22 protein-coding genes are annotated in these 21,840 nt (G+C 63.6%); 14 read left to right on the forward strand and 8 right to left on the reverse strand.

What is annotated here, in order from left to right; translation table 11 throughout:
* Positions 1 to 847 precede the first annotated feature (847 nt).
* Positions 848 to 1,804 carry a helix-turn-helix domain-containing protein gene (locus tag K940_RS0115410; protein ID WP_028478279.1) on the reverse strand — a complete coding sequence of 319 codons (957 nt, stop codon included), beginning with the start codon at positions 1,802 to 1,804 and terminating at the stop codon, positions 848 to 850.
* Between the two features lie 620 nt (positions 1,805 to 2,424).
* The gene (locus K940_RS0115415) at positions 2,425 to 3,300 is read right to left on the reverse strand and encodes a cyclopropane-fatty-acyl-phospholipid synthase family protein (RefSeq protein ID WP_036528781.1); all 876 of its coding nucleotides are present in this window, start codon (positions 3,298 to 3,300) and stop codon (positions 2,425 to 2,427) included.
* 685 nt (positions 3,301 to 3,985) lie between these two features.
* Here K940_RS0115415 and K940_RS0115420 point away from each other — a divergent pair.
* From K940_RS0115420 to K940_RS32360, 7 genes are all read left to right on the forward strand, one after another.
* On the forward strand, positions 3,986 to 5,071 hold the full coding sequence (locus tag K940_RS0115420; protein WP_028478281.1) for an AAA domain-containing protein: 1,086 nt from the start codon (positions 3,986 to 3,988) through the stop codon (positions 5,069 to 5,071).
* A gap of 32 nt (positions 5,072 to 5,103) precedes the next feature.
* Positions 5,104 to 5,895 carry a DEAD/DEAH box helicase gene (locus K940_RS30805; protein WP_231390397.1) on the forward strand — a complete coding sequence of 264 codons (792 nt, stop codon included), beginning with the start codon at positions 5,104 to 5,106 and terminating at the stop codon, positions 5,893 to 5,895.
* Positions 5,896 to 5,940: 45 nt separating this feature from the next.
* Entirely contained in the window at positions 5,941 to 6,402 is a 462-nt protein-coding gene (locus K940_RS30810; RefSeq protein WP_155980894.1) for a DUF2726 domain-containing protein, read from the forward strand.
* 175 nt (positions 6,403 to 6,577) lie between these two features.
* Positions 6,578 to 7,153, forward strand: a complete 576-nt coding sequence (locus K940_RS0115435; protein ID WP_196812214.1) for a TetR/AcrR family transcriptional regulator — start codon at positions 6,578 to 6,580, stop codon at positions 7,151 to 7,153.
* Between the two features lie 82 nt (positions 7,154 to 7,235).
* On the forward strand, positions 7,236 to 8,132 hold the full coding sequence (locus tag K940_RS0115440) for a TauD/TfdA family dioxygenase (protein WP_028478285.1): 897 nt from the start codon (positions 7,236 to 7,238) through the stop codon (positions 8,130 to 8,132).
* A 558-nt stretch (positions 8,133 to 8,690) separates the two neighbouring features.
* Positions 8,691 to 10,085, forward strand: a complete 1,395-nt coding sequence (tyrS, locus tag K940_RS0115445; RefSeq protein ID WP_028478286.1) for a tyrosine--tRNA ligase — start codon at positions 8,691 to 8,693, stop codon at positions 10,083 to 10,085.
* A gap of 245 nt (positions 10,086 to 10,330) precedes the next feature.
* Complete coding sequence (locus K940_RS32360) at positions 10,331 to 10,483, forward strand: hypothetical protein (RefSeq protein WP_155980895.1); 153 nt, start codon at positions 10,331 to 10,333, stop codon at positions 10,481 to 10,483.
* Positions 10,484 to 11,154: 671 nt separating this feature from the next.
* Here the strand turns inward: K940_RS32360 and K940_RS0115455 are convergent.
* Positions 11,155 to 11,466, reverse strand: a complete 312-nt coding sequence (locus K940_RS0115455) for a helix-turn-helix transcriptional regulator (protein ID WP_028478288.1) — start codon at positions 11,464 to 11,466, stop codon at positions 11,155 to 11,157.
* A 120-nt stretch (positions 11,467 to 11,586) separates the two neighbouring features.
* Between K940_RS0115455 and K940_RS0115460 the strand changes: the two genes are divergently transcribed.
* On the forward strand, positions 11,587 to 13,155 hold the full coding sequence (locus K940_RS0115460) for an MFS transporter (protein ID WP_081706392.1): 1,569 nt from the start codon (positions 11,587 to 11,589) through the stop codon (positions 13,153 to 13,155).
* Positions 13,156 to 13,210: 55 nt separating this feature from the next.
* Here K940_RS0115460 and K940_RS28500 read toward each other — a convergent pair whose 3' ends face one another.
* Entirely contained in the window at positions 13,211 to 13,849 is a 639-nt protein-coding gene (locus tag K940_RS28500) for an AfsA-related hotdog domain-containing protein (RefSeq protein ID WP_255342599.1), read from the reverse strand.
* Between the two features lie 7 nt (positions 13,850 to 13,856).
* On the reverse strand, positions 13,857 to 14,063 hold the full coding sequence (locus tag K940_RS0115470) for a hypothetical protein (RefSeq protein WP_028478290.1): 207 nt from the start codon (positions 14,061 to 14,063) through the stop codon (positions 13,857 to 13,859).
* A gap of 577 nt (positions 14,064 to 14,640) precedes the next feature.
* On the opposite strand from K940_RS0115470, the gene K940_RS0115475 reads away from it, so the two are divergent.
* The 3 genes from K940_RS0115475 (at position 14,641) to K940_RS28505 (ending at position 18,163) form a co-directional block, all read left to right on the forward strand.
* Entirely contained in the window at positions 14,641 to 16,218 is a 1,578-nt protein-coding gene (locus K940_RS0115475; protein WP_036528785.1) for an FAD-dependent monooxygenase, read from the forward strand.
* Between the two features lie 118 nt (positions 16,219 to 16,336).
* The gene (locus tag K940_RS0115480) at positions 16,337 to 17,602 is read left to right on the forward strand and encodes a cytochrome P450 (RefSeq protein WP_028478292.1); all 1,266 of its coding nucleotides are present in this window, start codon (positions 16,337 to 16,339) and stop codon (positions 17,600 to 17,602) included.
* A gap of 51 nt (positions 17,603 to 17,653) precedes the next feature.
* A complete protein-coding gene (locus K940_RS28505) occupies positions 17,654 to 18,163 on the forward strand; it encodes an aldo/keto reductase (RefSeq protein ID WP_081706394.1) in 510 nt (169 codons plus the stop codon).
* Here the strand turns inward: K940_RS28505 and K940_RS0115490 are convergent.
* A complete protein-coding gene (locus tag K940_RS0115490; protein ID WP_036528789.1) occupies positions 18,141 to 18,461 on the reverse strand; it encodes a helix-turn-helix domain-containing protein in 321 nt (106 codons plus the stop codon). The two genes, K940_RS28505 and K940_RS0115490, sit on opposite strands and share 23 nt — an antisense overlap.
* A 275-nt stretch (positions 18,462 to 18,736) precedes the next feature.
* Here K940_RS0115490 and K940_RS0115495 point away from each other — a divergent pair, with 275 nt between their 5' ends.
* The 3 genes from K940_RS0115495 to K940_RS0115505 are packed head-to-tail and all read left to right on the forward strand — an operon-like array spanning position 18,737 to position 20,427.
* Positions 18,737 to 19,705 (forward strand): TerC family protein, encoded by a 969-nt coding sequence (locus K940_RS0115495; RefSeq protein ID WP_028478294.1) that lies wholly within the window; start codon positions 18,737 to 18,739, stop codon positions 19,703 to 19,705.
* A gap of 57 nt (positions 19,706 to 19,762) precedes the next feature.
* A complete protein-coding gene (locus K940_RS0115500; protein ID WP_028478295.1) occupies positions 19,763 to 20,017 on the forward strand; it encodes a hypothetical protein in 255 nt (84 codons plus the stop codon).
* Positions 20,014 to 20,427, forward strand: a complete 414-nt coding sequence (locus K940_RS0115505; protein WP_028478296.1) for a hypothetical protein — start codon at positions 20,014 to 20,016, stop codon at positions 20,425 to 20,427. Before K940_RS0115500 ends, K940_RS0115505 begins: the two co-directional genes overlap by 4 nt.
* Positions 20,428 to 20,518: 91 nt before the next feature.
* Here K940_RS0115505 and K940_RS0115510 read toward each other — a convergent pair whose 3' ends face one another.
* On the reverse strand, positions 20,519 to 21,670 hold the full coding sequence (locus K940_RS0115510) for a GTP-binding protein (RefSeq protein WP_028478297.1): 1,152 nt from the start codon (positions 21,668 to 21,670) through the stop codon (positions 20,519 to 20,521).
* Positions 21,667 to 21,840 (reverse strand): 50S ribosomal protein L32, encoded by a 174-nt coding sequence (gene rpmF / locus K940_RS0115515; RefSeq protein WP_028478298.1) that lies wholly within the window; start codon positions 21,838 to 21,840, stop codon positions 21,667 to 21,669. The genes K940_RS0115510 and rpmF overlap by 4 nt, the downstream gene beginning before the upstream one ends.

The raw sequence follows: 21,840 nt of genomic DNA on the forward strand, positions 1-21,840 counted from the left end.
GGCCAAGACCAACGACTGAAAACAACGACTGAAAACCCAGGGTGGGTCAAGATTCCAGCGAACTGGCTGGGTCAACATTCGACCGACATTGACAACCGCGCGCAACCGTAAACCCCGCCACCGACACATTCGTCGGAACGGCGTAGTACAGCAACATCAAGACTGGAAAGCCCAGCTCACGGAAGGCCGTCACCAGCCTTCGATAGCCTTCCAAGGCCATCGCAAAAAGAGTCACGATTGGAGGTCGCCTGGACATCACGTCGATCCAGAATCGGTGCTGTCTCGTGTAAACCTGCAGTTCACGAAGTGTCTTCCCCACACGCGTGGGGGTGCACCGGACATCGAGGTGCCGGCATCCCGCGCGGCGGGGTCTTCCCCACACGCGTGGGGGTGCACCTTGTAGCCTTGTTGGCGCAGCACCCCGGCGATCCACTCGAGCGTGGCCGCATACTCGGTGAACACCATCGCCGAACTCCCCGGCGAGACCCTCGATTGGTTCGTGACCCGTTCCGAACCGCAACCTGGCGATCGCCGCGCGCACCTCCGGCGGAAATCCTACAGGCAGGTGACGCATCGCACGGCGATACCACGGAATGCGCTGTGATGTAGCCGAATTTCGAACCCCCACAACCCCGGAAAACACTGGCGCCCGATCCCGGAAGGGGACATACCGCACCGAGAGCTACCGGCTCGCCGCAGCGGCCTCCGCGCACATAGCTCGCTGGCTGGAACCCTGGCTACTCGACGTTGTCGATGTCCGCATTCGGAGTCGACATACTCGACATTCGGAGTCAACATACTCGGCCTGCGGTACGGCGTCGGTTCGGTCGGGTCGGGGGGAGACAGGTCAGGTCATCTCCGGGTGCACTTCCCGTAGGAATGTGGCAAACCACCCTGCGGTGCGGTGTTCGACGGGCATAGCGGCTGCCCCTTGTTCTGCTTCGGCTACCGCGTCGGTGGTGCGGCCGAGCAACGTGAGGACGACACCGCGGTGCACCGCCCAGAATCCGGCGGTGTACCAGTACCCGAAGGACGGCAGATCGATCCCGTCGGTCACGTCGGCCGCGGTTGCCGCGGCGGCCAGTGCTTTACCGGCCTTCCGGGATTCTCCTCGCATGGCCAGGATTTCGGCGCGTTGATGCAGGGCGTAGGCCGCGAGAATAGGATGCGCGCCGTCAACGCCGATCGCCGCGGCGGTGAGGTCGAGCGCCCGTGAGGTATCACCGCGACGTTGGGCAGTGAACGCGCGGAAACTCAGTGCGTGCGCCTGATGCGATCGGTCACCTGCTGTGCCGGCCAAGTCGGTGGCGTCCTGGAATGACCGGTCCGCCATGTGCGACTGTCCGGTGTCGTGCTCGAGCCACCCCCGGTAGATAGCGACCTCCGCAGCCACTGTCGCTGCTGCGTTTCCTCCGGTGCGTTCGGCGGCCAGGGCGCGGGCGATCTTGTCCAAGCCGCGCACCATCGGTGCCACTGTGTCAGGGCCGGTCGTGTCTTCTAGGTGCCGGGCACGTTCCAGGATCGCGGTGATGTCGTCGAGGCTGGATGCCCCGGCCCCGTGCGGGTCGTACATCGTGGTCTGGAGCCGCTGCGGATCTTCGCCCGGCAGTCCAAGCCCCGGGTCGTCGAGTACGCCGCGGTAGGCGTCCAGGACCGCTGCGGTGACAGGTCTGCGGCCGGTCTCTACCAGTGAGAGGTATCCCGCTGTGAAGTGAATCCTCGTGGCCATGGTGCGCAGCCCGATCCCGGCTGTGATGCGCAGGTCGCGCAACAGCCCGCCGGATATCTCTGCATTGGAAAACATGGGTAAACAGTATGACCGCTCCGTGACTCATGCTGGGCGAAAAGACTTCTCATAGCCCTACTATCGGGTCGACCCCGACCCCCTGGTGGAAGCGCCAGCCATTCTGCTGAGGTCGGGGGTGCAGGGGTGTGCAGTGGTCGGGGAATTGCTGCGGGCAATCGCGCTCGTTCGTAAGGACGCACAGTGACGACGTGGACGTGCACAAGGTGGCGGAACATCACGCCGACCGACTGGCGTGGACGGTGTGCCTCGATACCGGGCCGCTGGCGTCCGCGCTCATTGTGGCCGGCGCCGTAACGGAGCATGGGGCAATGGTCTACCGCTGCCCATCATCGAGCTGCGACCGGTCCCGATCCCGGTAAATGCGGAACGCTGCCGACCTACGTGTCCAGGTCGGCAGCGATAGTCCGAATCTGCGATTTCAACAGCAGGTAGAGCACGGAATCCAGTTTTGCTCAGAGATATTGCGCGGCCATTGCGGTGGATGCGTCAGGGGAGCGGAACGGTCCTTCGGCTCACCCCGGACAATCCGCCCACTACGCGATTCGTCCCGTGTAGTGATCTCGCCTTCAGCGCTACGGCACTCCGGACTCCATGCCTACCATCGTATTGTCGCCCGATTATCCGACGCGATTCAGGGTCAGCCGGTACAGATTGGCGTGGCCGTGCTCGAACTGGCGTACCGATGCGGCGAGATACCGCTCGAATTGGTCGCACCGCTCCTGGCCGACGAGCGCAATCGCTTGTTCCCGGTTTTCGTGCAGCCGTTGAAGCCATGCGGTGCAGGTTCGAGCATAATCGTTGCGGTCGTTACGGATTCGTTGGATTTCGAAGTACCGCTCGCATGCACGAGCGAGTTCCGACAGCTTCGGCAGGTCTGATTCGGGGAAGATGTGTTGGGCAATGAACAGCATGTCCTCGGCGCCCTGCTGGTCGAGGGGGCTGTTGCCTTTGCCGATCGTCTGCAACGACAGCGCTCCACCCGGGGCGAGCCACTGGTGGCAGGATTCGAAGAATCGCCGATAGGCTGCGATTTTGTCCTCGCGTTTCCAACCGAACTTCACGAAGTGTTCCAACGCGCCGATCGAGATGATGCCGTCGACGGGTTCCGTCGGTGCGTAGTCGGCCCAGTCCTGGACTGCGACCTGAATTCTTTGTTCTCCTAGAGATTTGACGTAGTTCGCCTGAGAAGGGCTCAATGTCAGGCCCATCGCGCTGGACGCATCGTGTGTTGTCAGCGCGCGGGTCATCGCCGAGCCCCAGCCGCAGCCGATGTCGAGCAGTCGACCGCCCGTCCGAGGCAAACATGCAGAGAGTAAATAGTCGAGCTTGCGAAGCTGAGCCGATTCGAGATCGTCGTGTTCCTGTGACTCCCACAGGGCACAGGAATAGGTCATCGTCGGGTCGAGCCAGAGTCGGTAGAAGCTGGTGTCTACGTCGTAGTGATGCTGGATCGCTTCGCTGGAAGCACCTCGTTCGAGACTCTCGGTCGTCATTGGCTGGTACCCCACTTGTGATTGGTTGGCCATCAGCGTTTCGGCGAAGAGTTCGACATCGCGCACAGCTCGGTCGCCGTTGCCGGGTCGCCGAATCAGGAATTCAGATCGAGTTGGATGTCACCAAATCGTCTTCCGTCGACGCCACCTGCTTTGCGGTCTCGTTCTATATGCCGCCCAGGATCCAATTTCCGTCACCATTCGCACATATGTCGTGACGTCGATTTTGGAGATCGACTTATCGTACCCGAGCCACTGCGCTGAGCGCGTGGGGTTGAGACGAAAGACCCGGCTCCTGCTGCCATGGCATATGTTCCATCAGCGGCTACACCTGGCCTACTGGCCAATAGCGGCTCCAAACGTATCGCGGTACCGGTGTAGGCGCGCTCTGCCATTCGGCGACTTGGGGCGCCGAGCCCCCACGGCAGGGGCCGCTAACGGCCTGGGTGCGCTACGCACGCCGTGGAGGATGGCTTCACCGACGAAGACGCGAGGTTCGGGTAGTTCCGCAGCTTCCCAAACCATCGTTCTGAACCTACCCTGAGTCATGAATATTGTTGTTGGGCAGAGTATTTCAGCAGGAACACGTAGTCTGTGCGCTGCGTTGATTTCGAGCCGCCGGCGGTGGCTGGAGCGACAGGGAAATAGAGCGCCGCGCGCCGCGGTGCGGACATGAGGGGCGTCGATGCTCGATCCACGGGTTGTCGCGATCGTTATCCGTCGGCGAGAAGGCGGGGGTGCTGAGGACAAGACCTTGGCGATTACCGAATACGAACCGGGATCCGAGCGGGTCCGGGTGCGGTTCGGCGGGTCCAAGGACTACATGTTCGGGCGGAAGCGAGTGACGATACTCGACCGACCTGCAGCGGTGCCCCTGGCTCCGCGAGCACGGTTGTTCGTCGACGGATCGTCACGGGACGCGACCGAAGCCTATCTGTTCACCGGCCCGCCGGAGGCGGGATCGTGGTGGCAACTCGAGTTCATCCATCCGGCGAGCGCTTTGTCCCGCATTCTCGAGCAGGCGCCGATCGAACCCCGGCCGGATGCCGACGTACCGCTGCCGGTGTACCCGTTCCGCACCAACATCAGCCAGAGCGAGGCGGTGGACAATGCGTTGCGGTATCCGGTCTCGGTGATCGACGACCCACCCGGAACTGGGAAGACGCAGGCGATCCTCAATATCATCGCCTCGATCATCTGTCGTCGTGACATGACGGTGGGGGTGGTCTCGTTCAACAACTCCGCGGTCGACAACGTTGTCGAGAAGCTCACCAAGGAGGGCTTCGGGATGGTGGCGGCCAATCTGGGGCGCGCCGAAAAGCGGCAGGAGTTCTTCGACGGTCAGGGGGCACGCAATGCGGCAATCGACGCGATGCTGGGTGCCGGTTCAGCGCCCGCCGCGGATACCGCGGATGCACTCGGCGCGGTGAGCCGGCGACTGGCGGCACTGCTGGAACAGGATCGCCAGCGTGCCGAGCTGCGCAACCAACTGCACGCCTACCGGCTGGAACAACGACACTTCGCGTCGTTCTTCGACCGCCATGAGGTACCGGATGTCGACGCGTTGCCTCTGCTGCGCCGCTACAGTGCGGGCAAACTACTCGACTTCATCGCCGACACCGATCCCCGCTGGATCCGCGACCGTGGCTGGGGCCGCATGGTCGACACGATGAACCGATACTTCAAGTACCGGGCGCTGCGTAAGGTCGCACGCTCTACACCTGGCGGTACCGGAAAGACTTCGGGCAGTTCACCCACGACTACCCGCTGATCCTGAGCACGTGTCACTCGCTCCAGAACAGCATCGGCCCCTCGGCGCTACTGGACTACCTGATCATCGATGAAGCGTCACAGGTGGATCTGGTGACAGTGAGCCCGGCACTTGCCTGTGCACGCAACGTCATCGTGGTCGGCGACCTGCGCCAGCTGCCTCCGGTCGCGAACGACCTCACCGGTGTTCCTCCGGCGCCCGACCCGGTCTTCGACTACCGGCGCAGCATCCTGTCCTCGGTCATCGAACGGTACGGCGATCGATTGCCCCGGGTGATGCTGCGTGAACACTACCGGTGCGATCCGGACATCATCGAGTTCTGCAATCGCGCGTTCTACGACGGTCTGCTGGTTCCCTATACGCGCAGCACCCCCGGGGTCGCGCCGATGACCGTGGTGCGAACCGCCCCGGGCAACCATATGCGCCGTACCTACGGCGACGACAACCCGAAGTCGAGCGGGCGCAGCAACCAGCGAGAGATCGACGTGATCCTGCACGAGGTCCTCCCGTGGATTTCCGCCGATATCTCACCGGACGAGGTCGGGATCACCACTCCATATCGCCGTCAGGCCGACAAAGCTAGCGACGCCTTGATCGAGGCCGTCGAGTCCGACACCGTGCACCGATTCCAAGGCAGAGAAAAGGACGCGGTCGTCATGACCACCGTGCTCGACGACACCCGCAGCGGCCAGAAAGCACTGAAATTCGCCGACGATCCGCAATTGATCAATGTGGCCGTATCTCGGGCGAAACGCGTGTTCGTTCTGGTGACACATCCATCCGAGCTGCCGGCAAGCCGGTACCTCCGCGATCTGATCGGCTAAATCAGGTATCGGAACCCGAACCACCCGGTTGTCGACAGCGACGTGGTGTCGATCTTCGACCTGCTCTACACCGACTACACCCACCGCCGACGCACGCACCCACGAATCGGGTGGGGGCGTACCGAGTGGGAGTCCGAAGACATCGCCCTCGCGATGCTGGAAGCGATACTCGCTGAACCCGGTCGCGGCCACTTGGGGATACATCGACAGGTATACCTGCGAAATATGTTCCTGCACAATAGGAACCGACTCGACGCACGACACCGCGAGTTCATCCAGAACCGGTCGTCGTTCGACTTCGTCATCTACAACCGGATCACCAACGAGAACATGTGCGCCATCGAAGTGGACGGACACAGCACCCATGAAGCAAATCCGGAGCAGCGTGCGCGTGACGAGTTGAAGGACGAAATCTGCCGTCGCTACAACTTCGGGATCCTGCGACTGCCGACCACCGGGAGTGGCGAAGCCGCCCAGGTCCGTAGATTCCTCGACCGGCGAACCTGAAACGTGCAAGCGGCCGACGCTGGACGGTATCGGGAGTCGGTGCGCCATGCGTTGGTCGGCTCGGAGGGTTCCAGGTATCTCGGGAGGTGATGACCGCGGCGACCCCGCCAGGGAGTGTGCGCGATGGTTGCGGGCGCGATTCGACGTGTGGACTGGACGAGCGACAATGATCGCTATGGCAGCAGCACGGGGACGGCCCCGCACCGACGGTATTACCGGGGCAATCTTGTCCGCGACCCTCGAGACCATCGCCGAGGAGGGATTCGGCTCGGTGACGATGGACGCGGTCGCTGCCCGCTCCGGGGTGAGCAAGCCGACGATCTACCGTCGATGGACGACCAAGCAGGAAATGATCGATGCGGCGCTGCGCACCCACATCACGGAGCTGACGGTTCCCGATCTGGGCAGCTTTCGCGCGGAACTGGATTGGCTGCTCACCCGCCGCGCAGCCGAATATTGCAAACCTGGGACCTATCGGATCATCGCCGGCATCCTCGGCGCAGCCAGCGAAGACGACGCGCTGCGTCAGGCCACCCGACGTGAGAGTGCCGTGCTGTTGAAACAGACCACACAGGTTGTACGCCGGGGCATCGATCGTGGCGAGTTGGCGGCCGACACCGACGTGCGCACCGTGGTCACCATGATCGGCGCGCCGCTGCTCTTCCGGCTGATCGCGGAGCTGGAAGAGCCCGACGAAACCCTGGTGGCGGGCGTCGTAGACGCCATCGTTCGAGGGTTTGCACCCAGCTGAAATTAAGAGTTCGATCAGAAAGCCGCGAATACGGCAAAACCCAATTACAATACTAATCAGTATCGTAATTGAAGGAGGAGCCATGACCGCGATGCCCCGGCTGATGCAGCCCGGTCCTCGAACCCTCAACCGCCTGCCCGCCGATGTCGACGCCAAACCCTACGAGCGATTCGACGTCCACCCGGTCACCCCACATATCGGTGCCGAGATCACCGGGGTCGAGTTGGCCAGCACCATCGACGACGAGCTGGCCACCGAATTGCGCCGGGCGCTACGCGAATGGAAGGTGATCTTCTTCCGCGACCAGCACACGCTGACCCCCGAGCGCCAACTGGAGTTCGCGAAACTGTGGGGTGAACCAGAAACCAACCCCTTCTTCCCGACGGGGGACAGTGTCACGGTCTCGCGGCTGGCCAAGGACGCACAAGCCATCGGAACAGAGAACTTGTGGCACAGTGACCACTCCTTCTTGGCCGCGCCGGCCAAGTGCTCGGTGCTTCGCGCCATCGAGATCCCGCCCGCCGGCGGGGACACGATATGGACAGATATGTCGGCTGTCTACGACAACCTCCGCGGGGACATCAAGGAACGTATCGAAGGCCGCATCGCCATCCACGATTGGATCCAGAGTTGGGGTGCGCTGATGACACCGGAGCGCAAGGCCGAACTCCGCAAGACCATGCCGCAGGTCCAACACCCGGTCATCGCCCGGCACCCGGAGACCGGACGCAAGCTGCTCTACGTCAACGAGCCGTTCACCACCGAAATCATTGGGATACCCACCGAAGAAAACGCCGCACTGGTGGAATACCTGGTGCTGCAAGCACGTATCCCGGAATACCAGGTCCGGTTCCGCTGGGAACCCAACTCCGTCGCGGTCTGGGACAACATCGCCACCCAGCACTACGCGGTCAACGACTACTACCCCCAGCGCCGTGTGATGGAACGCGTCGCGATTGCAGGCGTTCCTCTGCACTGAACGCCATTCGCCAGCGCCGACGCTGGGGGTGACGTGGCCCCGGCTCATCCGGTGAAGAACGAACGGCCGCTTCCCCTTTCGTTGTCATCGGCGGTCACGCCACCAGCGAAGGACCGCGCCCGCCGCGCCACCGGACGCTTGGGGTCGGAGGGTCGATGCTGCCCAGATGAATTTCGCTGATGACGCTTCGACCGAAAACACGACCCCAACGCCTTCGGTGAGCACGAACGCCTGGGATGATCACCGTCGTCTGGTGAACGTGATCACAACTGCACCGCCCTGGAAATCGGTGCTCCCTTCGACGGTGGCCTGCTGCGGTGGAGAAGGGGGCCACCGTTGGAGGTACTACGGTTCACCGACGCGCATGGTCAGGGTTACCGATCGGGCGCAAGAAAGTTCGTGAGCGGGATGGTCCTTCGCCCCGCAGCTGTGGCACCAAGCGCTGCACGACCACTCCGACCGTGTCATCAACTCGATTGCATGTGCTCACGGCGACAAGGAAGATATCTGGTCGACGCCCCGACGGCAGGTGCGAACTTCGAGATTCCAGGAGAATTGATGACCCGTCTGAGCGAGTCCGTCGATCGAGTAACCCGTCTGCTGGATGCCGCAGACTTCGCGAGCGAGGAGTCCGTCCGCGGGCTGCTGATCGAGACCGCCCAACGCCGGACGCTGGATCTGTCAGACCTGGAATCGTCCGAGCAGGCGGCCCTGATCTCCGCCCGATCTCAGGAAATGCAGCCCTCTTCGGACGCCATGGCGGAGCGGATTGGGGCAGCTCGGAAGGACGGGCGCCCGTTCGTTGCCAAGTTCGGCATCGACCCGACCGGTGCCCAGGTTCACCTCGGTCACGCGGCGCCCATGCTCGTGCTCAGCCGTTTCCAGCGGATGGGTCACCATGTGGTGTTCATCGTCGGCGATATCACCGCAAAGATCGGTGACCCGTCGGGCCGCTCGGATGAGCGTCCCCCGCTGACCGACGAGGACATCGCCCGTAACCTGGCCACCTACCGCCAGCAGGTCGCCCCGTTCTTCGATTTCGATCGTGCTCGGTTCCGCTACAACGGCGACTGGCTGCGCGAGGTCTCCCTGCCGAAGATCATCGAGATCGCCGCGAAGATCCCGGTGTCCATGCCGCTGCAACGAGAGGACTTCCGCAAGCGTCTCGACGCGGGCCAAGGGCTCTCGCTTGCGGAAATGTTGTATTCGGTGGTCATGGCCCTGGACTCGGTCGAAACCGGCTGCGATGTCGAGATCGGCGGCATCGATCAATTCCTCAACATGCAGATGTGCCGCAAGGTCATGGATATCTGTGGACAGACACCCGAGTTGGTCGTGGCTACATCTCTGGTCGAAGGCACCGATGGAACCGGGGCCAAGATGAGCAAATCGAAGGGCAATTATGTGCCATTGACTGCTGATGCAGCTGAGATCTTCGGCAAGATCATGTCGGTGCCAGACCGGCTGGTGGAGCCCTACTTCAAGGCGCTGTCGGAGTGGCAGGACTCCGAACTCGCGGTAGCGGCCCAGCGGATCTCCGCGGGGACCTTGCATCCCATGGATATGAAGAAGCTGCTGGCCGGCGAAGTCACTGCTGCCATCCACGGCGTCGATGCCGCGATGAAGGCGCGGGAGGAGTTCGTCGCCCGCTTCTCCAAACGAGCTTTCGGCGAGGTCGAAGACCTCCCGTTGGCCACCGATGTCGATCAACCACTGCTCGAGGTGATCAAAGCGCTGGGATTCGCCAGCAGCAATGGCGATGTCCGCCGCGTCGCCCGGCAGAACGGATTGCGCCTGGTCGCTGAAGCCGAGGGGGAACAAGACCAGGTGACACTGAGTTACGACGACGCACGTGAAACTCTGGCTGTCCTGATGGCGGACAAGCTGAGCCCCGACAATGGAGAGCGCTACCTGAAGTTCGGCCGACAACTCGCCCGGATCAGCATGACGTGAGGGTCCGAATCAAAGCCGTTCGATTCCAGACGACACCGTTGTCACGACTCTGAAAGAGCTGCTCAACAACGGGATACGGATCGAGTTGCGCAGGAGGTCGGCGTGGCTGCGTACTTGTCGGTCGTGTCGACAACTCGATACAAAGCTCGCTATGCGGACCCGAATCCGCCTAGTATTGGAAATAATAACTGTTTCTATTAAAGGGCACTGCCCCGCGAAACCAGCCACCCGGATACGAGCGGCTGGTGCGCCACGCCGCCGAGGTCACCGGACGCGACGCGAACCAGTGGTCCTACCTGTGGCAGGCCGCCAGCGGAGCCGGGCACGGCCAGAACTGCTTCAGCATAGAAGGATTCGACCTGCTCCACCGCAGCGAATACGAGCCCGGCCACTATTGAGCGGTCTCCATCCCCGATCCCGCCTTCGTCACCGACCTCATCGGCGCTGCAGCACACGCATTACAGTGGGCTACCTGTCGGTGGTTGCTCAATACAGGCTACGAGCCAGAACTTCTCGCGCGCGCTGTCCTCGAAATTTCTGCCAGAATGCCGAAAACCAACCCCTCAACCAGCGAATCCGGCTCCTCGACGCGGTAAAGGAACTGTGTGTTGGCGGCGCGTTGAGCCAGCGGTTGGGTTCCGGCCTATGGGCAAGGGGTTCTCGGCGGGTCGCGATATCCGTGACGATATCGGTGGCCTACTCAGTGGGTCCGTGGTCGAATACGTTACGGACCTGACGTTCCGCACGCGGGCCGCGATTCTGGAGGGCTGTGCCGGTGGTCGAGGCGAGCGAACGGGCACTGCGGCAGGCCGCTGTGCACCGGCTGGCCCAGCTCGACACCGCCGGGGCACTTGGTACCGAGCATGTTGTGTTGACCGCGCAAACCCTCGTGTCCTGGCGCAGTGAACTGGAATGCATCCAAGAGCGTGCGGAGCCAAGGTCTCGAACTCCGGGGAGGGTAGTTCGTTTGTCTAGATCCGCGTATCGAGTTGACCTGTATGTCCCCTGCTGGGGATATCGACATTGCGTAGCGTCGCCCCGGGCTGTGCCGGGCTCGGCTGTACCGGTGTCAGGAGTTGGCGCGGACGAGGTCCAGCAGGCCAGGAAAGCGCTGTTCCAGATCGTCCCTGCGCAACATCGCCGCGCGGCTGTTACCTCGGTCGACCTGCCGTACCAGGCCGGACTCGCGCAGCACACGGAAGTGGTGGGTGGTGGTCGACTTGGACACAGGGAGGCCGAAGGATGCGCAGGTTCGGGCGACGCCTGCGGGCTCCCGGAGCAGGGCAGCCACGATTCCGTAGCGCAGCGGGTCGGCGAGGGCGCCCAGGACCGTCCGCAGCTCCATCTCATCGAGTGCCGGATGGCCTTGCTCGTCGGGCACCGCTGATCTCCTTCCCCTTTGAGGTACGGGTTGCATCGTACCTTCCTGGTGTGCGAACTTAAGGTTCGATGAAAACCGTACCTGGTCGAGATCGGCCGACCGAGCCTGGAGTTGTCACCCATGAGTACGCAGACCACACCGCCCGCCACACCATCCGTACCGATAGCGGAACGGCCGGGGCGGACCCTCACCCTGGCCGCCGTCCTTCTCGCCGTCTTCGTCGTGCCCATGTCGATCTCGGGCACCGCCGTCGCACTTCCCGACATCGGAGCGGCCACCCAGGCCGAGCTCGTCCCTCTCCAGTGGGTGGTCAACGCCTTCAACGTCGCCTTCGCCTGCTTCACGCTCGTCTGGGGCTCTGTCGCCGACATCATCGGTCGGGTCAAGGCCTTCGCCGCCGGGGCCGTCATCTACGCACTCGCCTCGCTCGCCAGCGCGACCGTCTCCGAGGTGATCTGGCTGGACGTGGCCCGCGCCCTCGCAGGCATCGGCGGCGCTGCGATCTTCTCGTGCGGCGCCGCGATCATCTCCACGGTGTACGACGGTCCTGCCCGCGCCAAGGCGTTCGCCCTCTTCGGCACCTGCGCCGGTATCGGTGTCGCCATCGGCCCCTCACTGGCCGGTGTTCTGGTCCAGTCGGTGGGCTGGCGCTCGGTGTTCGCGCTGCACGCGATCGCCCTGTTCCTGGTACTGCTGGCCGTTCCGGCCATGGCGAAGGCCATGCCCGCCGGCGGACGCAGCGACGCCCGGTTCGATGTCGCGGGCAGTGCGCTGTTCGTCATCGCCATGGTGCTGTTGACCACTGCCATCGTCCAGGGCTCCCAGTGGAGCTGGGGCAGTGTAGGCGTGCTCGGCCTCTTCGCAGGCGCCGCTATCGTCCTTACGATCTTCACCGTCGTGGAGAACCGGCGCACTCATCCCATGCTCGACCTCAGTGTGCTCCGCAACCGCCGCTTCGTCGGCCTGTGCCTTGTCCCGGTCGCGGCCTCCTTCGGCTTCGTCACCATGCTGACCTATCTGCCGAGCTATCTGACGGCCGTGACCGGGCGGGACGCCGGAGCCGCCGGGCTCATGATGGTGCTGCTCACCGCCCCCGTGCTGATCTGCCCGATGCTCGCCGCCAAGCTCGTCAACGGCGGCGTCCCCGCCCTTTCGCTCATCTACGCAAGCCTGGCCTGTCTGCTCGTCGGCGACATCGCCCTGACCCTGTTCGACCCGGACGTCGCCGTCGCGGTCGTCGCCCTGCCCATGATCGTGACCGGTGCGGGTATGGGCCTGTCCGCCGGACTGGTGGACGGCAAGGCACTCGAACTCGTCGACCCCGCCAAAGCCGGTATGGCCGCAGGCTTCCTCAACACTCTGCGCCTGGGCAGCGAAGCCGTGGCTGTGGCCGTCTACGGTTCCGCTCTCGCCACCGTCCTCGGCACCCGCATCTCCGACGGCATCGCCGCGCACGAGAATGCGGGGGACACCGACAGGGTTGCCGACCTCACGGCAGGCGGTGACATCGACGGAGCCGTCAGCGCATCGGGAGCCGCCGACCCCGCAGCCTTCCACAGCTTTCTCGCCCGGTCCTACGACGCGGCCTTCCATTCGGTGCTGTGGGGCCTTGCCGCTGCCTGCTTGGCTCTATGTGTCCTCGTCGCTGTCCTGCTGCGCAGCGGCAGCGATCGAACCGCAGCCTCATAACTCGAGGCCCCACATATCCGGCCCGGTACCCGTCCCTTTGCGGGTACCGGGCCTTTCACGCCGTCCCACGGACAACCCCAAGATGTACCGGCACGATCCGGCGCCCAGTGTGGTGCGGGCGTACTGGAGTGAGCTCGAGCGCGGCCCGGCCCTTCTCGCGCAGCCGCGCCCAGGCAGACGACGGCATCCACTGCGTGGTGGTACGCATGGTGGCGGCTTCCTTGCCGTCTACGGTCAGCACCATATCCAGGGTGGATCCGATCACCACGGACTCACGGTGCTTCAGACCAGCGTGGACGGCGACAATCTCCGCACGTCCGGGCAACCCACCGATCCATGGCGCGGACGGATCGGTAACCAGAAGTTCCCCGCTGTTGAAGACGAACTTGTCATCGATAGGTACACCGAGGAATTCGTGCGCAACAAGGATGGAGGTCTGCCGGAACGCCTCCACCAGCAGCAGCGGGTCGTAGGAAGTGGACGATGAAATGTGGTCGTTGTAGTAGCTATGAACCCGCGGGAGCTGAGCAGCAATCACATACTCCTGCTCTGAAAGTTGGGCAACGTCAGTCAGCAACACCTCGCATATCGCGGCGCGATGGACCAGTGACCGGGTTACCGTGTGGGCATACGAGAGCGTGGTCTCCGAAGATGTAGATAGATTGATTCCCCAAAGAAATTCGACTCGATGCACCCATGCCTTAGGTACGATTCAAAACGTACTCAGTAGGATCGGCGAACCACGGGGGAAGGCTGTCGAGTCGCTCGTTCACTGTGCGCACCACCCTGTAGAGATCGTCGTCGCACATCGGGCACAGCCGTATGACGTACTCGGAGATGGTCGGCAGGAAGCCGATGTCGAGGAGGAAATCGCGTTCGCGCTCGAGTACCGCGTTCACCTCGATCATCGCGATCCTCCAAGGACGAATCCCCAGAGCGCCGACCGACGTCCTGACGAAGCAGAGCGATCGAATCTGCGCTGTCGCCGAATCGCGCCCGATACAGCGGTTCTCACGCGCTGGAGTTAGTTGCCAGGGCCGTTTCCACAGCGTCCCACTTCCCGCAGCGTCCGACTTCCCGCGGTGCGGGACCGGATCGTGCAGGTGGCGTGCAAGATCGTGCTCGAGCCGACCGACTAGGGCATGGCGCACGATCCAACAGAGCGGCCACGGGCGCCGGTCGGGAATGCGATGCCGACGTGAAGGTATCGATGCCAATCACCTCGATGGGCAACCTGGCCGATCTATCTACAGAGTCGGATCGTGACAGTCATGGAGGCCGATCAACAGGCCGCAGCGCCGGTAACACGCCATGCGAGTGGTAGCCCAACCGGGTAGCCTGCGAAACACACTGCGGACACATGCTTTTCATGTCGGGGACCGCTGTCCCGGCTGAGCGCCGAACGGTGCTCAGCGGGGTGTTGGTCTGGGAATCGCGGTACTGGAGTGATCTCGAAGGGGCGTCGTTGTGTTCGATAGTGCTGAAGTGAGCAATTCGATTCTGATCGTGGGAGCGGGTCCGACCGGGCTGACATTGGGCATCGAACTGCTTCGGCGTGGAGTCCCGTGCCGGATCATCGACAAGGCGGCTGGTCCGGCTGCCACCTCACGGTCGTTCACCCTGCATGCTCGGACTCTCGAGTTGTTCGAGATGGCCGGGTTCGCTGACCGATTCCTCGAACGTGGGATCCGATCGGTGTCGATGGACTACAGCTTCCGCGGCGTCGCCGAGGTCGCACGACTGGATTTCACCGAACTCGACAGTCGCCACGCCTATATCCTCGTGATCAGCCAGAACGTCACCGAACGGATCCTGCGCGACCGATTCACAGAACTGGGCGGCGACATCGAATGGGATACGGAATTGCAGGCGCTCACCGGAGGAAGTGGCACGCCGGTCACCGCCACCGTCACAACACCCAATGGGAACCAGAAGCGGATCCGCGCTGGGTGGGTGGTGGGCTGTGATGGGCTCCGCAGTACGGTGCGCACTCACTTGGGTCTCGACTTCACCGGCGACGACTACGACGGGGTGGAGATGCGGATGATGGACGTTCCGCTATCTGGGAAGACACCGGCCACCGACCGCGTGCACTACATGATCGACCAGGACCGTATGGTTCTGGTCACCAAACTCCCCGAAGACACGTGGCGGATACTGATCAGCGACCCTGGCGCCAACGACAACGCGATGGCGACCCGGGAGTCGTTCCAAACCGTGATCGATGACCATTTCGCCGGTGCGGTCACCCTGGGCAATCCGGAATGGATATCCACATTCCGGGTGTGGCGGCGACTCAGCGCCGGCTACGGCCACCACGGAATCTACCTGTGTGGAGACGCTGCGCACATCCACAGCCCCGCTGGGGGACAAGGCATGAACGCCTGTATCCAGGACGCGGTGAACCTGGGTTGGAAGCTGGCGCTCGTCGCTCGTCACGGGGCTTCGCTCGAGTTGCTCGACAGCTACGAACGCGAACGACGCCCCATCGCCGAACAGGTGATCGCAGGCACCCACTTACTGCATCGGGTGATCATGGCCCACGGCACCTCGCTCACCGACCGCCTGGCGATCACGCGCGAACCCGGGTTCAATACTCGTGCTATTCGACAGATCTCGGGCCTGGCCTACACCTACCGCGACACTATCGACGTCGAATCCGAACCGAGCCCGGTCGATGAACTCGCCTCCGGGGACCGCGCCCCCGATGCCACCGTCACCCCGAGCCTGCGCGTTCACGACCTGCTGCGCCACCCCGACCACACGCTGCTGGTCCTGCAACGCCGGCGCGAGCCGCTCGTCGACCACCGCGTCGACACCCTCCCCACCCACCTCCGACGCCGCTACGGTGACCGGGTCCGCACCGCCGTCATCGCTACCAAGGACTTGACCACCCCGTCACCCGGCACTTTCACCGCCACCGACACCACGGCGCACGACCTGTACGGCACCGCAACCGGCGACGGGCTCGCCCTGATCCGCCCCGACGGCTATATCGCCCTACGTTGCGCGATCACCGACGAGAAGGCCCTGACCGGCTACCTCGACACCACCCTCACCTGACCGGCGAACCCTGCCACGGACCTCATCACCCACCCGGATCTCGATTCAAGGCCGAATTGTCACCGATCCCGCCCTGTCACATTCGACGCTACACCTCCCGGATTGGAAGTCGCGCCCCATGACAGCATCGTTTCCCGAGTACGTGTCGCGCGGTGAGACCCACCCGGTTCGCCATGGCTCGCCGGTGGATACACCTGGTCCCCGCGTGGCCTTGCACACCCCGGAATTCGCCGCAGACCCGCACGACGCCTACCAGTACATGCGCCGAAAGTTCGGGTCGCTGGTTCCGGTCGAGTTGGCGCCCGATGTTCCTGCGACCTTGGTCATCGGATACGACACCGCCCGTCGGATACTCAACGACCCCGCGCATTTCCCCACCGACCCCAGAGGTTGGCAGGGCAGTGTGCCCGCCGACTCGCCGATCCTGCCGATGATGAAATGGCAGCCCGCAGCTCGCTACAACACCGGCGCAGCGCACGCCCGGTATCGCGCGGCGAATGTCGCCGCGCTCAGTGAGGTCGATCTGCCCGCGCTACATGCCATCATCGAGGACATCGCCGTACCGTTGATCAACAGTTTCTGCGAAGCAGGATCCGCAGACATCCTCACCGATTACGCTTTCCCGCTGGTGTTTTCGGTCCTCAATCGCCTGATCGGTTGTCCCGTCGAGATCGGGCAACGCCTCGCGACCGGCACTGCCGCCCGCTTCAACACCGTTCGGGCGGCCGAGGGTATCGCCATGGTCGTCGACGCGCTGCGGGAGCTGATCGCCCTCAAACGCGTTCAACCCGATGACGACATCGCCTCTCGGCTGATCGCCCACCCCAGTGCTCTCGACGAAGACGAACTCCTCGCCGCCTTGATGGGCTTGTACTCCGCCGGAATCGAACCCCAACGCAACCTGATCGCCAACACGTTGCTGTTGATGCTCACCGACACGCGCTTCGGCACCAGCCTTGTCGGCGGCAACCTTTCCACTCGCGACGCCCTCGACGAAGTCCTGTTCAACGACCCGCCCATGGCCAACTTCTGCACTACCTATCCCCGCCAACCGGTCCTGATCGACGACACCTGGCTGCCGGCCGACCAACCGGTCGTCATCAGCATCGCTGGCTGCCACGACGACCCGGCCGTCACCGGCGCCGACCGTACCGGCAATCGCTCTCACCTCGCCTTCAGTACCGGCCCGCACGGTTGTCCGGCCACATCCATCGCCTACCAGACAGTTCAGGGTGCTCTCGACCAGCTCCTCGATGCCCTCCCGGATATGACACCAGCGTGTGCAGCCGACGAGCTGCAGTGGCGGCCAGGCCCCTTTCACCGCGCGCTCACTGCCCTGCCGGTCAGCTTTCCACCAACCCCACCTCTGAATACTGGATTCTGAAAAGACAGGGGCCCCGCGCAGTGGAAGGTGTCCGCACAGGGTCTCGGATGCATGCGAATGGGGTTGGCGCGCAATCCAACCGATTTCACCGATGCTGCCCGGGTGATCGGCCACGCGCTCGATCGCGGTGTCACGTTCCTCGACACCGCGCAGATGTACGGCAATGGCTACAACGAGGTGCTTGTCGGCACGGCCATTCGCGACCGCACGAACGAAGTGCAACTGTGCACGAAGTTCGGCGTGATCGTTCATCCCGATGGCACCTGGACCGCGCGCGGTGACGCCGCGTTCGTGAGGCAATCGTGCGATTCGAGTCTGGACCGCCTCGGCATCGACGTCATCGACCTCTACTACCTGCACCGCCGCGATCCACGGATCCCGATCGAAGAATCGGTCGGGGCGATGGCCGATCTGGTCGCCGCGGGAAAGGTCCGGCACCTCGGCCTGTCCGAAGTGACCGGCGACGAGCTACGCGCCGCGCACGGGGTGCATCCGATTCGCCGGATCTCGGAACGCCTCACATCGGGCTGCGGCATGCTCAGTGCCGCGGCGGGTCGGTGAAGAGCTGGATGAGGTCGCCGATGGCGTGATCGGCTTCGGCAGGGTGCCGGAATCGGCCGGCCGCGTTGATGGTGTATGCATTGCGGCGTCCGACGCGTTCGCGATGCAGGTATCCGGCGGCTTCGAGGTCGGCGACGATGGCTTGCGCAGCGCGTTCGGTGATCCCGACCGAGGCGGCGACGTCACGCAGGCGGGCGGTCGGCTCGCGGACGATGGCCAGTAGAACGTGAGCGTGGTTGGTGAGGAAGGTCCACCCCTTCGTCGCGGGTCCGCCGTTCGGCTGAGCTGCCACAGTCATCTGCACCTCCGTTCTCGGCCTGCGCCTGTCGTTCAATATACGTACTTCGAGACACGGAATCAGCATCGCAACTTTTGACACACGAAGCATACTTCGTGAATAATTTGTCGTAGTTCGAAGGGGAGTACCCGGCGCTCCACGCACCGCCGTCAGTACGAGTCCGGCAGACCCGGGTTCCGGTGGTGCAGCCACTGATTCAGTGGCTCGGGGAGACCTTCGTCCAGCAGCGGCCGGCCTCAGCGTAGGTCCGGCCAAGACGAGAGGTCTCCCTCAGTATGTCCGTGTCCTGGTGGGTCTGGGCCGTACTCATGCTCGCGGTTGCCGCGATGCTGGCCATCGACCTGTTCCTGCACCGCGACAACCACGTCATCGGATTCCGCGAGGCGGCGATCTGGTCTGGCATCTGGATCAGCGCAGGTCTGCTGTTCGGCGTCATCCTGTGGGTGTGGCAGGGCGGTGAGGTGGCCGGCACCTATTACGCCGGCTACCTGATCGAGAAGGCGCTGTCGATCGACAACGTGTTCGTCTTCGCGCTGATTTTCAGCTACTTCGCCGTACCGGCCTCCCTCCAACACAAGGTGCTGTTCTGGGGGGTCCTCGGCGCCTTGGTGTTTCGGCTGGTGTTCATCTTCGTCGGCGCGGAGCTGCTGGAGACGTTCTTCTGGACCGCCTACATACTCGGTGTGTTTCTCATCTACACCGGCTACACGATGGCGTTTCGACCCAGTGAACAGACTCCGCCGGACCGCAACCCGGTCGTGCGCCTGGTCCGCAAGGTGATCCCCACCGACCCGGCATATCACGGGGCCAGGTTCTTCACCCGCATCAACGGCACGCGAAGCGCCACACTGCTTCTCGTGGTGCTCGTCGCGGTCGAGACCACCGACCTGATCTTCGCCATCGACTCCGTGGCGACGATCTTGGCCATCACGACCAGCACGTTCATCGTCTGGACCGCCAACGCGTTCGCCATTCTCGGCCTGCGCAGCCTGTACTTCTGCCTCGCCGGGCTACTGCGCCGCTTCGCGCACCTGCACTACGGACTTGCGGTCCTGCTCGTCTTCGCCGGCTTCAAGCTGATCCTGTCGGAGACCCCGGTCGGCAAACTCCCGATCCCGGTCACCCTCGGTGTCGTCGTCGCCACGATCACGGTGTCGATCGCATGGAGCCTGCGCAGCACCCGTGCCACCGCCACGGAGGCGATCGATGCCGACGAACCGGCCGCCCCCACTTCCACGCACTGACGCAGCGAGCAGCTATATTTGCACCATATCGACTATGGATATTCTATACTTCCCTGCGTGGCCGAGAAGACGACGATCCAGACCAGCACCGAGACCCGAGACCGACTAGCAGCCCTCACACGAAAGGGATCGACCCTGGAGGACACCATCCGCACTCTGCTCAACCGGGACGAGGCGCGTCACGCCCGCCAGCAGATGCTGCTCGATGAGCAATTCGCCGCAGCGCGCCGCGATCCGGTCGCGGTCGCGTGGGCGACGCAGGAGGCCGAGCGGCTGGCTCAGCTGGCGCAGGAGCGTGACGGCGCCCATTGAGCGGATACGTTCTCGACGACACCCTGATCACCGCGTTCGCGCAAGGCAATGCCCACGTCACCCATCTGATCGCCAGCCTGGAGGCACGGCAATTGCGAATGGCAGCGCCCGCCAACGTCCTCGTCGCTGCACAGGCCGGACTTTCCGACGATCAATGCGAGACGCTCAATGCTGTTGTCTCCCACGTCGAGCACGTGATGCTCGACGACCTCGCCGACCTCGATCACATCACCGCGATGGCGCGTACTCTGAGCTGGCTCGGTGAGCCGCACGATGTGGCCGCCGCCCACGCCGCCGCCGTGTCCAAACGTCTCGACTGGCCGGTTCTGACCCTCGACACCGCTCGCTGGCAGCCCATGATCGAGAAACTGCCCTGGAAGGTTCCACTGGTCGAACTGCGCGAGCCCTGATCCCTGCGCGAGCCCTGATCCGGGAGTTGGTGGTTACGGCTGCGGTGTGCCGCATTGGTGTGGCGGTCGCTCTTCGCGGCGAGCGGCTGGCTCAATGGAATCGAGTAGGCGTGTGTTCGTGCAGGCTCGACCACGCGGGGAAGGGATCGGGATAGTCGCGCCAGGTATTCGGTCCCATCGCGAGTTCGGCGTCGGTGAGCACTGCGGTGTCGAGTGCACTTCGGAGGCTGTCGATGTCGAGGCGAATGCCGATGAACACCAGTTCCTGGCCAGGTTGCTCGGTGGCGGCACTCCAATACTGGGCGGGTTCGAAGGTCAGGTTCGGGCCGGCGTGTGACCAGATTGCCGCGAGTTCGGGGCGGCTGGCTATCCAGCAGAATCCCTTGCTGCGTAGCACTGCGCGCAGGTCATCGAGGAGCTGCGCGAGCCGGGCCGGGTGAAATGGCCGGTCGGAGCGGTAGGTACAGCTCCGGATGCCGTATTCCTCGGTCTCGGGAGTGTGACCAGTGGCCGATTCCTCGTCCCATCCAGGTACTTCGGCGGCCAGGACCGGGTTGTAGAGGCCGGTGTCGAGCACGGCGGCCAAATCGACCCTGCCATGCTGAATCCGGCGCAAGTCCGCGGTCGGATTCATTCGGCGCACTGCGGCTTCGACCGCGCCTGCCACCTGCGGGGTGACGAGGTCGGTCTTCGTGAGGAGGAGGACATCGGCGAATTCCACCTGGTCGACGAGCAGGTCGGCGATCTGGCGCTCGTCCCCTTCACCCGCCGCCAGGTCGCGCTCGGCCAGTGACTGGCTGTGCACGACCTCGGTGAGAAAAGTGGAGGCGTCGACAACGGTGACCATGGTGTCGAGCCTGGCCAGTCGAGCAAGAGAGAAGCCGTCCTCGAACTCCCAGTCGAAGGTGGCCGCGACCGGCATCGGTTCGGAGATCCCAGTGGATTCGATGACCAGGTTGTCGAACCGCTGTGCGGTGGCCAGTTTTTCCACCACGTCGATCAGATCTTCGCGCAGTGTGCAGCAGATGCAGCCGTTGGTGAGTTCGACCAGCTTCTCCTGTGTGCGGTCGAGCCGACCTCGACCGGCGATCAACGCCGCGTCGATGTTCACCTCGCTCATGTCGTTGACGACAACCGCGACGCGACGACCTTCCCGGTTGGCCAGAATGTGGTTGAGCAGGGTGGTTTTCCCGGCGCCGAGGAAGCCGGACAGTACCGTCACCGGCAGCCGGGTGTCGGTCACAGCCGGGACGGATCGATCAGGCCGCGCTTGATCGCGGCGACCAGACGCGGCGGCACCTTGCGTTCGACGCCGTCGACGCTGACGGGGATCAGTTGGGGCGCAGTCGCTTTCCATTGTGACCGTCGGTGGCGGGTGTTGGATCGTGACATGCGGCGTTTGGGTACAGCCAT

Source organism: Nocardia sp. CNY236 (genome assembly GCF_000482385.1).
Taxonomy (GTDB): Bacteria; Actinomycetota; Actinomycetes; order Mycobacteriales; family Mycobacteriaceae; genus Nocardia.